This window comes from Pseudomonas sp. N040 (assembly GCF_015637705.1).
Lineage (GTDB): Bacteria > Pseudomonadota > Gammaproteobacteria > Pseudomonadales > Pseudomonadaceae > Aquipseudomonas.
Genome location: NZ_JADOBE010000006.1, coordinates 145,335 through 157,404, shown reverse-complemented (window position 1 = coordinate 157,404; position 12,070 = coordinate 145,335). Strand labels below are relative to the sequence as shown.

General features: G+C 62.6%; 11 protein-coding genes. 7 read left to right on the top strand and 4 right to left on the bottom strand.

The window, feature by feature from the left end:
• Positions 1-7 precede the first annotated feature (7 nt).
• Together ISX93_RS10895 and ISX93_RS10890 are read left to right on the top strand one after the other, a co-directional pair.
• Complete coding sequence (locus tag ISX93_RS10895) at positions 8-736, top strand: OmpA family protein (RefSeq protein ID WP_195778753.1); 729 nt, start codon at positions 8-10, stop codon at positions 734-736.
• A gap of 94 nt (positions 737-830) precedes the next feature.
• Positions 831-1,136, top strand: a complete 306-nt coding sequence (locus ISX93_RS10890) for a DUF1145 domain-containing protein (RefSeq protein WP_195778752.1) — start codon at positions 831-833, stop codon at positions 1,134-1,136.
• On the opposite strand, the gene ISX93_RS10885 is transcribed toward ISX93_RS10890, so the two are convergent.
• Positions 1,101-1,565 carry a CopD family protein gene (locus tag ISX93_RS10885; RefSeq protein ID WP_195778751.1) on the bottom strand — a complete coding sequence of 155 codons (465 nt, stop codon included), beginning with the start codon at positions 1,563-1,565 and terminating at the stop codon, positions 1,101-1,103. The genes ISX93_RS10890 and ISX93_RS10885 overlap by 36 nt on opposite strands.
• Before the next feature lie 97 nt (positions 1,566-1,662).
• Here ISX93_RS10885 and dinG point away from each other — a divergent pair, with 97 nt between their 5' ends.
• From dinG to ISX93_RS10870, 3 genes are all read left to right on the top strand, one after another.
• A complete protein-coding gene (gene dinG / locus ISX93_RS10880) occupies positions 1,663-3,807 on the top strand; it encodes an ATP-dependent DNA helicase DinG (RefSeq protein WP_195778750.1) in 2,145 nt (714 codons plus the stop codon).
• 396 nt (positions 3,808-4,203) lie between these two features.
• Positions 4,204-6,393 (top strand): beta-agarase, encoded by a 2,190-nt coding sequence (locus ISX93_RS10875; RefSeq protein ID WP_195778749.1) that lies wholly within the window; start codon positions 4,204-4,206, stop codon positions 6,391-6,393.
• Between the two features lie 45 nt (positions 6,394-6,438).
• Positions 6,439-7,584, top strand: a complete 1,146-nt coding sequence (locus tag ISX93_RS10870; RefSeq protein ID WP_195778748.1) for a serine hydrolase domain-containing protein — start codon at positions 6,439-6,441, stop codon at positions 7,582-7,584.
• Positions 7,585-7,680: 96 nt separating this feature from the next.
• Here ISX93_RS10870 and ISX93_RS10865 read toward each other — a convergent pair whose 3' ends face one another.
• Positions 7,681-9,015 (bottom strand): putative bifunctional diguanylate cyclase/phosphodiesterase, encoded by a 1,335-nt coding sequence (locus tag ISX93_RS10865; RefSeq protein ID WP_195778747.1) that lies wholly within the window; start codon positions 9,013-9,015, stop codon positions 7,681-7,683.
• 183 nt (positions 9,016-9,198) lie between these two features.
• On the opposite strand from ISX93_RS10865, the gene pdxH reads away from it, so the two are divergent.
• Positions 9,199-9,846, top strand: a complete 648-nt coding sequence (gene pdxH, locus ISX93_RS10860) for a pyridoxamine 5'-phosphate oxidase (protein ID WP_195778746.1) — start codon at positions 9,199-9,201, stop codon at positions 9,844-9,846.
• Between the two features lie 17 nt (positions 9,847-9,863).
• Here pdxH and ISX93_RS10855 read toward each other — a convergent pair whose 3' ends face one another.
• Positions 9,864-10,100: a hypothetical protein gene (locus tag ISX93_RS10855; RefSeq protein ID WP_195778745.1), complete on the bottom strand. Its 237-nt coding sequence runs from the start codon at positions 10,098-10,100 to the stop codon at positions 9,864-9,866.
• A gap of 118 nt (positions 10,101-10,218) precedes the next feature.
• Here ISX93_RS10855 and ISX93_RS10850 point away from each other — a divergent pair, with 118 nt between their 5' ends.
• A complete protein-coding gene (locus tag ISX93_RS10850; protein ID WP_195778744.1) occupies positions 10,219-10,683 on the top strand; it encodes a hypothetical protein in 465 nt (154 codons plus the stop codon).
• Positions 10,684-10,744: 61 nt separating this feature from the next.
• Here ISX93_RS10850 and nhaA read toward each other — a convergent pair whose 3' ends face one another.
• On the bottom strand, positions 10,745-11,920 hold the full coding sequence (nhaA, locus tag ISX93_RS10845) for a Na+/H+ antiporter NhaA (RefSeq protein ID WP_195778743.1): 1,176 nt from the start codon (positions 11,918-11,920) through the stop codon (positions 10,745-10,747).
• Positions 11,921-12,070 lie beyond the last annotated feature (150 nt).

Sequence of the window (12,070 nt, the reverse complement as noted above, 5' to 3'; positions counted from 1 at the left end):
TCAAAGCATGAGAACTTCCCTCTCTCGGGCTGTAGTGCCCTTTCTTCTGGTCAGTAGTGTTCTTTCAGGCTGCACTTCAACTGCCAGTAAGGGAGATGCGGTGCTGAACCAGGAGAACTGGCCAATCTGTGCAGTAATTGGTGCCGTCGCTGGTGGCGGGTTGGGCGCTATCGAGAGCTCCTCTGCGGCGGGTGTTGGCGCCGGTGTGGGTGCACTTGTGGGTAGCCTGATTTGCTACACGCTGGATGGCGATCAAGACGCTGACGGTGTTCATGACCGGCGGGATAACTGCCCTGACACTCCTGCGGGTAGCCAGGTTTATCCAAATGGTTGTCCGCTCAAGGCTCTTCCTGAGCCTGCTCCCGTAGTTGCAGAACCTGCCCAAGACGAAGTCATAGTGCTTAGTGATCTGGGCGGCGTGTTGTTTGCCACAGACTCCTCCGATCTTTCTGCGGATAGCAAGGACCTGCTTGCGGATATTGCCAATCGCATTACCAGCCAGAACCTGGTTGGCGTCAAAGTCATCGGACATACCGACAGCGTAGGCTCGGATGCGTACAATCAGGCGCTTTCCGAGCGGCGTGCCAAGAGTGTGGCTGATTTCCTGATCAGTCAGGGCGTTCCGGCGGATAAGGTCACCCAGCAAGGCCAGGGTGAAAGCAACCCGGTGGCAGATAACTCGACTGCAGAGGGACGGGCGCAAAATCGGCGGGTGGAGATTCAGGTCGACCGCTGATTTGTAAAGATGTAAATACGCGGGAGGCTTAGGCCTCCTTCGTTGTTTCTGGCCAACATGAAACTCGAACACTAACGGCTGTCTGGATGGTTTTATGCGATATCTGCTGTGGGCCGGCAAGCTGGGGTTGGCGTTGTTCTGGCTGGCGCTGCTGGAGACCTGGGTTGTCCCGGTCGCCAAGCCCTTTGGCCTGGTGCTCGGTGTGCTGTCCGTGGCGATCGTGCTGGTGCACCTGCTCAATCTTGCGTTGCTTGAGCGACAGTCGCAGGGACGCCATCGCTGGCTGACGCGCCTGCAATTGTTGCTGTTCGGCGCCTTTCACCGGCCGCCGATGGCGGCTACGGATGCTGGTGGCGTGCAGCAGTCAGAAAGTCGGGCGGGCGGCGGCCAGGCCGACTAGTGTCATCCCGATCAGCAGATTGAAGCCGACCAGCCGGCGAATCCTTGCCAGTGCTGCACCGCCCTGGGTCCAGTCTTCTGCCGCAACCGACTTGCGCAACGCCGGCAGCTCCAGCAACTGGGCGCGCAGGAATAGTGACAGCATGACCAGATAGAGACCGATCATTACCTGAATGAAGTGCGGTGCGGTTTCTATTGTCTGCTGGCGAAGGTGCAGCATGCCGAATCCGCTTAGCGGCAGGATCACCACGGCCAGCCATACCCAGCGGAAGAAGCGCGGCAATACATCACTCCAGAGTCCCAGGCGCGCGGGTGCTTGCAGGGTGCTGACGGCGGCGGGGCGCAGGATCATCCAGGCGAAGAACATGCCGCCCACCCAGATCAGGGCGCAGAGCAGATGCAGGGTGTAAATCAGGGCGTGAATCGTCATCGGTAACTCCGGACAGCGTATTGGCGGGTAGCGCGCTATCATAGCGGCCCAGCCGTATGACTGAGAATTTATCCAGTCTTTCTACAAGCGACCCCGCATGCTCAGCAACGAACTCAAGACCCTGATCCAGGGCGCCTACAGCCGTTTTCTCGATGCCAAGGGGCTCAAGCCGCGCTATGGCCAGCGCCTGATGATTGCCGAGGTGGCCAAAGTGCTCGGCGCTATCGAGATGGATGAGGAGGGGCATCGCTCGGGCGAGCCGGCGGTGGTTGCGGTGGAGGCCGGAACCGGTACTGGCAAGACCGTCGCCTATAGCCTTGCCGCCATTCCGGCAGCCAAGGCGGCCGGCAAGCGCCTGGTGATCGCGACGGCGACCGTGGCCCTGCAGGAGCAGATCGTCAACAAGGATTTGCCGGACATCCTGCGCAACAGCGGGCTGAGTTTCAGCTTTACCCTGGCCAAGGGCCGTGGCCGCTACCTGTGCCTGTCCAAGCTGGACCTGCTGCTGCAGGAAGGTCAGGCGCAGAGCAGTACGGCGCAGATGTTTGCCGAGGAAGGTTTCCGCATCGATGTCGACGAGGATGGCCAGAAGCTGCTCGGACAGATGATGGAGCGACTGGCGGCGAATCGCTGGGATGGCGATCGCGACTCATGGAGCGAAGCCATCGAGGACGCGGATTGGGCCAGGGTGACCACCGATCACAGCCAGTGCACCAACCGGCATTGTCCGAACTTTCAGCAGTGTGCCTTCTACAAGGCCCGCGAAGGCATGACCAAGGTCGATGTGATCGTCACCAACCACGATATGGTGCTGGCGGATTTGGCCCTGGGCGGCGGCGCGATCCTGCCCGACCCGCGCGATACCCTGTACGTCTTCGATGAAGGCCATCACCTGCCGGACAAGGCGATCGGCCACTTCGCCCACTTCACCCGCTTGCGTGCAACTGCGGACTGGCTGGGGCAGGTGGAGAAAAACCTGAGCAAGCTGCTTGCCCAGCACCCCCTGCCCGGTGAGCTGGGGCGGCTGATCGGGGCGGTACCGGAGCTGGCGCGGGAGCTGCGCAGCCAGCAACAGTTCATGTTCAGCGCGTGCGAAGAGTTGGCCGACTTCAGGACCGGCGAAGACATGGAGGGCCGCGAGCGGCCGCGCCATCGTTTCGTCGCGGGTGTGGTGCCGGAGCACCTGATCGACCTGGCGAGCGAGCTGAAAAAGGGTTTTGCCCGGCTCAACGACCTGTTTACCCGGCTTGCCGAGCTGCTCAAGCAGGCCATGGATGGCGAGCTGGGCGCTGGAATTGCCAGCCAGCAGGCCGAGGAGTGGTACCCGCTGTTTGGCAGCCTGCTGACCCGCGCGCAGGGCAACTGGGAACTCTGGTGCGCCTTTACCGCCGAAGATCCGGCTGACAGCCCGCCGATGGCGCGCTGGCTGAGCCTTGCCGAAACGGGCGCGCTGTTCGACATCGAGGTCAACGCCAGCCCGATTCTGGCCGCCGAAACCTTGCGCCGCAATCTGTGGAATGTTGCCTACGGCGCCCTGCTGACTTCGGCCACCCTGACGGCGCTGGGCAGCTTCGATCGCCTGCGCATGCGCGCGGGACTGCCCAGGAGCGCGGTGACCGCAGTAGTGCCGAGTCCGTTCCTGCACGCCGATGCAGGCCTGCTGCAGGTGCCGGACTTGCGTGCCGACCCACGCGATGCGGCGGCGCATACCGCGGCCATTGTGCGTGACCTGCCGGGCATTATCGGCAGTGCCCGCGGCACCCTGGTGCTGTTTGCCTCGCGCAAGCAGATGCAAGGGGTGTTCGACGGGCTTGAGCGTGAATGGCGCCGGCGGGTGCTGATCCAGGGCAACCTGTCCAAGCAGGAGACGCTTGACCGGCACCGGTCACGGGTCGATGACGGCGAGCCCAGTGTGTTGTTCGGCCTGGCCAGCTTTGCCGAAGGCGTGGATTTGCCCGGGGCCTACTGCGAGCACGTGGTGATCGCCAAGATTCCCTTTGCGGTGCCGGATGATCCGGTCGAGGCGGCGCTGGCCGAGTGGATCGAAGCTCGCGGCGGCAACCCCTTCATGGAAATTTCGGTGCCGGATGCCTCGTTGCGCCTGATCCAGGCCTGTGGCCGCTTGCTGCGAACCGAAGAGGACCGCGGCATCATCACCTTGCTGGATCGGCGGGTCGTCACGCAGCGCTATGGCAAGGCGATACTCAATGCCTTGCCGCCGTTTCGCCGGGAGATTGGCTAGGCGCCTGTCGGACTTAACGCTGCCCCCACACACTGAACAGCTATCTGCGCCGGAGCCGCAATCCGGCTCGAGGTTGGCACTCGTCCTGCGTCAGGCGTGACCATGCGCCGAGTCCGGGTAAAGGCAGCAAATTTTGACGACAATCACTGGATCAATGTTGATGTTGCGCGCGACACTGTAAATGGATTGGGAGAATGCGCGGCTTGGGGTTCGGCTCGCTCACCAGGGTTAATGCAGAAAACAGCTGGCAGCCGGGCCAACCGGTTGAATCAATTGCGGTACCGCGTGTTTTCCGTTGGGCTGGCGCAGTTTGGCTGCTGCCTTGCAGGATAATGCCGGTTCTATGCGGGAAGTCAGAGGCAGTAGATGAAGCTATATAGCGCGGTGCGGCGGGGCATGCTGCTCATGGTAATGGGGCTGGGCGTTGCCGGGCAGCTGTACGCGGGAGAACCCACGGAGTTGTACAACTTCGTGAAACCGCTGGATGTGGTCCGGCTGGAGTTGCAGGGCACCCTGCTGCCCAGCCAGACAGCCGAAGAAAATGGCCAGGGCGAGATACTGCGTCGCCTGACCTTCAAGGTCGCCGAGCAGCCGGTCCTGCGTATGTTCCCGCAGTCGGGCAGCTGGAACTGGAGCGGTGCCGAAGCCGTGAGCCTGCGCCTGCAGAACGCCATGGACTGGGCGATTACCCTGGACGTGGTGATCGAGAGTGCGGGTGGCAAGTTGTTGCGAACCCGCCTGGCATTGCCGGCCGGTCCGGCACAGACCCTGCTGCTGCCGCTGGCGGCCACCTCGCCGCTGGCCCATGGCATGCGTGCCGGACCGCCGATGCCGTGGGTCAGGGATGGCCAGCGCTGGCTGCTGGCAGAAAATGTCGAGGGCGAGCTGGCTGCAGACCAGGTGCTGTCGGTCAGTCTGTCCATGCCGCAACCGGATAGCCCGCAAAGCATTCTCCTGGGGCGTCTCGGTACACGCCAGGACAGCCTGCAAAAGCCACTGTACGAAGGTCTGGTCGATGCCTATGGGCAGTACACCCGTGGCAGCTGGCCGGAAAAGGTCAAAGACCAGCAGCAACTGAAGAATGCCGCCCAGCAGGAGCAGGCACTACTCAAGGACTGGCTGGCGAAGCGGCCGCAGACCGACAAGTTTGGCGGCATGCTCAACGCCGGGGGCTTCGAGGCCAGCGGCTTTTTCCATACCAGCAAGCGGGATGGTCGCTGGTACCTGGTGACCCCGGAGGGGAATGCCTTCTTTTCGCTCGGGGTGAATGCAGTATCGCCTGCGCATAGCCAGACCTATGTCGAGGGGCGTGAGGCGATGTTTGCCAGCCTGCCGGCGGATGGCGAGCCGCTGGCAGTGCATTACGGCACTGGCGACAATCGCAGCGACAGCGGCGCCAACCGCGGGCGGGCCTACGATCACGGGCGCTGGTATGACTTCTACAATGCCAATCGCCAGCGCATCCATGGCAGTGCCGACCTGGCGCAATGGCGCCAGCTCAGCCTCGATCGCCTGCAGGCCTGGGGCTTCAACACGCTGGGCAACTGGAGCGATCCGGAGCTGGTCGACAATCAGCGTGTGCCCTATACCGTGCCCCTGTCGATTCGTGGTGACTTTGCCTCGATCAGCACCGGCCAGGACTGGTGGGGCGGCATGCCCGATCCGTTTGATCCGCGCTTTGCCATGGCTACCGAGCGCACCATCGCCATTGCCAGCCGCGACCGCCGTGATGACCCCTGGCTGATCGGCTACTTCGCCGACAACGAGCTGGCCTGGGCGGCCCCCGGCAGCGACGCCCGGGCGCGCTATGCCCTGGCCTATGCCACCTTGCGCCTGACCACCGACGTTCCGGCCAAGCGCGCATTTCTCAAGCAGCTGCGCGACAAGTACCGTAACCAGAAGGGTATTTCCAAGGCCTGGGGCATCGACTTGCAGGCCTGGGAATTGATGGAGGACCCGGGCTTCGAGGCGCCACTGCCGGATGCGGCGCACCCGGAGATCGAAAAGGACCTGCAGAAATTCCTCCGCCTGTTCGCCGACACCTACTTCAAGACCATTGCCGATGCGCTGGAGTGGCATGCACCGAACCAGCTGCTGCTGGGCGGGCGCTTCGCCATCACCACACCGGAAGCGGTGGCTGCCTGTGCGCAGTATTGCGACGTGCTGAGCTTCAATTTCTACAGCCGTACAGTGCAGTCCGGTTACGACTGGAGCCTGCTGCGCCAGCTGGACAAGCCGGTGCTGGTCAGCGAGTTCCATTTTGGCTCGCGTGATCGTGGTCCGTTCTGGGGCGGGGTCAGCGAAGTCTATCGGGAGGAGGAGCGTGGCCCGGCCTATGCGAATTTCCTCAAGGAGTCGCTCAAGGAGCCGCAACTGGTCGGCGCGCACTGGTTCCAGTACCTTGATCAGCCGGTCAGCGGGCGCTTGCTCGATGGTGAAAATGGTCATCTGGGCCTGATCGGCATTACCGACCTGCCTTATCGCGGTTTTGTGGAAGCGGTGCGCAAGGCCAATCTGGCGCTGCCTGGCCAATGGTTGCCAGCGGCCCAGGCCAAGCCGGCAGCGCAGCAGGCGGTTGCGCCCTGAGTCCGAACGGGCGTGATTGCGGTTGATTTCTCAAGGGAGAGTGCGGTGCAGGTACAGGGTTTTTTTGATCTTCGTTTCGCGGCGCTGCGCGATGCTTTCGCAGCCCTGTTCAATGACCCGCAGCAGCGCGGTGCCGCGCTCTGCGTGCAGGTTGGCGGCGAGACGGTGGTCGATCTGTGGGCTGGGCTGGCGGACAAGGACGGCACCCAGGCCTGGCACAGCGACACCATTCTCAACCTGTTCTCCTGTACCAAGCCGTTCGCCGCGGTAACCGTCCTGCAGCTGGCGGGCGAAGGCCGGCTGGAGCTGGATGCGCCGGTGGCCCGCTACTGGCCTGAATTCGCCGCTGCGGGCAAGGAGCGCATCAGTGTGCGCCAACTGCTCTCCCACCAGGCGGGTCTGCCGGCCTTGCGTCACTTGCTGCCGCCCGAGGCGCTCTATGACTGGCCGCGGATGTGTGCGGCGCTGGCTGCCGAGGAACCCTGGTGGGTGCCGGGCAAGGCCCATGGCTATGCCGCGATCACCTATGGCTGGCTGGTTGGTGAACTGCTGCGGCGGTGCACCGGCAAGGCCCCCGGCGAGGCGATCGTGGCGCGAACGGCGGCGCCTCTGGGGCTGGATTTTCATATCGGCCTGGATGATGCCGAGTTTCCGCGGGTGGCCCATCTGTCCCGGGTCAAGGGCGAGCTGGGGGATGCGGCTGCGCAGCGCTTGCTGCGGGTAACGTTCACCCAGCCGGCGGCGATGACCACGCTGGCCTTTGCCAACCCGCCGTCGATCCTGACCAGCTCCAACAAACCCGAATGGCGCCGTACCCAGCAGCCGGCGGCCAACGGGCACGGCAATGCGCGCAGCCTGGCGGGGTTCTACAGCGGCTTGCTCGACGGCCGTTTGCTCGAAGGCGAGCTGCTGGCGGAGATGACCCGCGAGCATTGCCGCGGCGAGGATCTGACCCTGCTCACCAGCACCCGCTTCGGCCTGGGCTGCATGCTCGATCAACCAGAGGTTGCCAATGCCACCTTCGGGCTCGGGCCGCAGAGTTTCGGGCATCCGGGGGCTGGCGGCTCGATCGGCTTCGCCGATCCGGAGCGCGAGGTAGCCTTTGGCTTTGTCACCAACAGCCTGGGGCCCTATGTGCTGATGGACCCAAGGGCGCAGCGCCTGGCAGGTGTGCTGCAGGGCTGCCTGTAGGTAGCGGCTGCGCTGGAAGGACGAGGGCCGGTAGCGGTGGTGGCAGGAGCAGGATGCGTTCGCCTCGCTGGCTGGCAGGGCAGCCAGCGCTGCTGCTCAGCCTATTTTCGCGAAGGTGTCGGCAGCCCAGTTCATCTTCTTCTGGCGTAGCAGCCAGTCAAGCAGTTGATCTTCATTCATCGGTCGGCTGTGCAGGAATCCCTGGATGGCATCCACCCCGGCTTCGCGGAGTTTTTCCAGTTGCGCCGGGTTTTCCACACCTTCGGCGACCACCGTCATGCCCAGTTCGCGGCCCAGCTGGGTGATGGCCTTGACCAGGGCAAAGCCGCGCTGGTCTTCGGGGAGCGGGGCGACAAAGGCGCGGTCGATCTTCAGCTTGGTGGCTGGAATGTCTTTCAGGGTGGCCAGGCAGGAATAGCCGGTACCGAAATCGTCGATCGACAGGCTGACGCCCATCTCGATCGCGTCGCGCAGGTGGTTCTGGACCTGATCCGAGACATCCATGAACAACGACTCGGTAATCTCCAGTTCGATCAGTTCGGGCGCCACACCGCTGCACACCAGCGCGTTGTAGAGCGCCTTGGAGAACTTGGGTGCAGTCAGTTGAGCCCGTGAAACATTCACCGCGATCTTGGTATTGATTCCGGCTTCGGACAGGTGCTTGGCCTGCATCGCGGCTTTCATCAGGCACCACTCGCCGAGGCGCACGATCAGCCCGGTCTTCTCGGCGACCGGAATGAATATGTTCGGCGGGATCAGCTCGCCGTTGATCGTGCAGCGCATCAGTGCTTCGACCGATTCAACCTGGCCGTCAAAGCGCAGGATCGGCTGGAACTGCAGGTACAGGCCGTTGTTTTCCAGGGCGGCGTGCAGCTTGTGTTCAACTTCCAGCTCTTCGCGCGCCAGATTGATCCCCAACCACTCGGGGAGCTGCTCGTCGCCCAGCACCACCATTTGATCGCCGCCCTGGCGCTTGGCTTCAAACATGGCATGTTCGGTGCGCTGCAGAAAGATTTCGGCTGGTTCGGCGTATTCGAGGCTGGCCAAGCCCATGGAGCAGGTTGGATGGAGCACGATGCTGCCGATTTTCATCGGCTGCTTGATCAGCGCCATGACCTCTGCCGCCAGCAAGGTCGCTTCACCGGCGGCGAAGCCGCTGGCCAGCAGGAGAAAATCATCGCTGCCCATGCGCGCCAGATGCGCGCGATGTTGCAGTCGGGACTGCATGCGGCTGGCGAGCTTGGCGATGACGGCATCGCCGCCGGAAATACCCAGCGAACCGTTGATGGTGCGAAAACGGTCGATGTTCAGCCACAGGGCGATCAGTGGCTGATGACTGCGCCTGGCGTTGGCGGTAAGCCGGGTCGCCGTGCGCAGGCAGCCTTGCCGGTCAAGCAGGCCTGTCAGGGTATCAATGCCAGTGGATTCCAAAGAGTTGTCCGATTAGTGTGAACCTGTTAGCAGAGTTGCTGTATTTGGGGATTTCTACAAGTGATCGGGATTCATCTGGCACATTATGACGTCATTTTGTTGGCGTTTTGTGACTTGCCGCAAATCAAGACGCACTCTCTGACTAATGGTTAGGCTCAAAGTTTCAGTAACAGGAGAAGCGTCATGCCCCATTCACTCGCCCATATGCGCCGGGAGTATACCCGTGAAGGATTGACTGAAGCCCAGTCTCCAGACGAACCGTTCAGTCTGTTTCACCGCTGGTTCGATGATGCACGGCAGACCGAACGAGCGCCGGTAGAACCCAACGCCATGATATTGGCGACGGTTGACCGGGCCGGCCGGCCGCATTGCCGGGTGCTCTTGCTCAAGGCCCTCGATGAGCGTGGTTTCACCTTCTTCACCAACTATGAGAGCGCCAAGGGCGAGCAGCTGAAAGCCTGCCCGCTGGCCGCCATGACCTTTTTCTGGCCAACGCTGGAGCGCCAGGTGCGCATCGAAGGTCGGGTGGAGCGGGTTACCCGGGAAGAGTCGGATGCCTATTTTCAGGTGCGGCCGCTGGGCAGTCGCCTGGGCGCCTGGGCTTCCCCGCAAAGCCGGGTGTTGCGTGATCGCGGCGAACTGGAAGCCTTGCTGGCCAGTGCCGAACTGCGCTTTCTCGATCAGGCGCCGCACTGCCCGGAGCATTGGGGCGGCTACCGGCTGTTGCCGGACAGAATCGAATTCTGGCAGGGGCGCTCGAGTCGGCTGCATGATCGCCTGAATTACCGCCTGGAGACGGGCGGCTGGCAGCGCGAGCGGCTGGCCCCCTGAGTGGCCTGAAACATCGCTCAGGCTTGCGGATAGTCGCTGGCGGCCTGCTCCAGCCAGGCTTGCAGGGCGGCGCCCTTGATCTTGTGGCGCTGCGCTTGTGCCAGCCGTTCGAGCATGTAGGTTTTTTTCGCGGCGTCGTCGCCGGCCATCGACAGGGCCAAGTCGCGGTCACCCCAGCGCTTGAAGCGTACATACAGCCACCAGTGAAAGTAGATGGCGGTGAAAGTGAGCAGCGCGATGATGAAGTAGTCCATGTTGATCTCTGGCGGTAAATGTCCGATTGCAGAATTCTCGCACAGGATTTTCAGTGAGCGGGTGACAGTTGCGCTTTTGCGCGGTCTAATTGCGCAACCTGTTAATGGAGAGATTCACATGCGTAAGCCTGTTTTGCTGGTGGCCAGTATCGCGGCCATGTCCCTGATGATCGGCGGTTGTGCTTCCAATCTGACCGGTGACAGTTATTCCCGCGATGAAGCGCGCAGTGTGCAGAACGTGCGCTTGGGGACCATTGAGTACCTGCGCCCGGTGCAGATCGAAGGCACCAAGACGCCAATCGGTGCCGGTGCCGGCGCCGCGGTGGGCGGTATTGGTGGCAGCGCGGTCGGTGGCGGCAAGGGCAGTTATGTCATGGCGGTCATCGGTGCGGTAGCCGGTGGCCTGCTCGGTGCCGCTGCCGAAGAAGGTTTTACGCGCACCCAGGGTGTCGAAATCACCGTGCGTGAAGACGACGGAAGCCTGCGCGCCTATGTCCAGGAAGTAGAGCCCAACCAGATCTTCAAGGTCGGCCAACGTGTGCGCATCATGACGGTCAACGGCACCAGCCGCGTAGCACCCTGACCTCGCAAGCCGTAAAAAACCCGCTGACTTCAGCGGGTTTTTTTATGCCTGCAAGGATGCTTCAGCGCACGGTTTTTTTGCCGGCCAGCGCGAGAATCGAATAGCCAATGACGGCGGCGAGCAGCGAGCCGCTGAGAATGCCGACGCGATCCAGGCCGAAGTACGGACTGTCCGGGGTAAAGGCCAGCGAGCCGACAAACAGGCTCATGGTGAAGCCGATACCGCAGACCACGGAGACCCCCAGCACTTGCGTCCAGTTCGCGCCGAGTGGCAGTCGCGCAATGCGCAAGCTCACCGCCAGCCAGGTCAGGCCAAACACGCCAAGGGTCTTGCCCAGCAGCAGGCCGGCGGCAATTCCCAGCGGCACCGGATCGACAAAGCTGGCAAGGCTCATGCCGCTGAACGGCACACCGGCGTTGGCGAAGGCAAACAGCGGCAGGATGAAGAAGGCTACCCACGGATGCAGGCCCTGTTCCAGCGCGTGCGCGGGTGAGGACTCGCCATTGGTCGGGCGCAGTGGGATGGTGAACGCCAGCACCACGCCGGCCAGGGTCGCATGGACACCACTTTTCAGTACGCAGATCCACAGGCAGGTACCGATCACCATGTACGGCGAGAGTTTGCTCACGCCCAGGCGGTTCATCACGATCAGCGTAATCAGGAAAATGCTGGCCAGGATCAGCGACAGTTGCGACAGGTCGGTCGAGTAGAAAATCGCGATGACGATGATGGCGCCGAGATCGTCGATGATCGCCAGGGTCATCAGGAACAGTTTCAGCGAGGCCGGTACCCGGCTGCCCAGCAGGCCGAGCACGCCGAGGGCAAAGGCAATGTCGGTGGCCATCGGAATGGCCCAGCCGCTGATGGCGGCCGGGTCGTCGCGGTTGATGAACCAGTAGATCAGCGCCGGTACCAGCATGCCGCCGATGGCCGCCGCCCCCGGGAGGATGATCTGCGCCGGTCTGGCCAGCTGGCCTTCAAGGATCTCGCGCTTGAGCTCCAGTCCGACGGTGAGGAAAAACAGCGCCATCAGTCCATCGTTGATCCACAGCAGCAGGGGCTTTTGAATGGCCAGTGCGCCGATCTGCACGGCAACCCGGGTATCCAGCAGGCCGTTGTAGAGAAAGTCCAACGGTGAATTGTTGATCACCAGGGCAAGGGCGGCGGCTGCAATCAGCAGCAGCCCGCTGGCAGACTCCAGTTGCAGAAAACGGGACAGGGCGTGCTTCAGGGGCAAGGGGGAATCTCCATGGGCATTCGGGCACACGCTGGATGGCCAGCAGGCTTGATTGTAACCGTTTGGAAAGCCATTGCTGCCAGCGAATTACGGGCGGGCGCAGCACTCTTGGGCTGATGCGACATTTATGGTCGTGCCTGTGGCCGACAT

Bases quoted from the DNA above. Each gene is read 5' to 3' on its own strand.
- dinG (WP_195778750.1), top strand. From the start codon at position 1,663: ATGCTCAGCAACGAACTCAAGACCCTGATCCAGGGCGCCTACAGCCGT.
- pdxH (WP_195778746.1), top strand. From the start codon at position 9,199: ATGCCCCATTCACTCGCCCATATGCGCCGGGAGTATACCCGTGAAGGA.
- ISX93_RS10855 (WP_195778745.1), bottom strand. From the start codon at position 10,100: ATGGACTACTTCATCATCGCGCTGCTCACTTTCACCGCCATCTACTTT.
- ISX93_RS10890 (WP_195778752.1), top strand. From the start codon at position 831: ATGCGATATCTGCTGTGGGCCGGCAAGCTGGGGTTGGCGTTGTTCTGG.
- ISX93_RS10895 (WP_195778753.1), top strand. From the start codon at position 8: ATGAGAACTTCCCTCTCTCGGGCTGTAGTGCCCTTTCTTCTGGTCAGT.
- ISX93_RS10850 (WP_195778744.1), top strand. From the start codon at position 10,219: ATGCGTAAGCCTGTTTTGCTGGTGGCCAGTATCGCGGCCATGTCCCTG.
- ISX93_RS10875 (WP_195778749.1), top strand. From the start codon at position 4,204: ATGCTGCTCATGGTAATGGGGCTGGGCGTTGCCGGGCAGCTGTACGCG.
- ISX93_RS10885 (WP_195778751.1), bottom strand. From the start codon at position 1,565: ATGACGATTCACGCCCTGATTTACACCCTGCATCTGCTCTGCGCCCTG.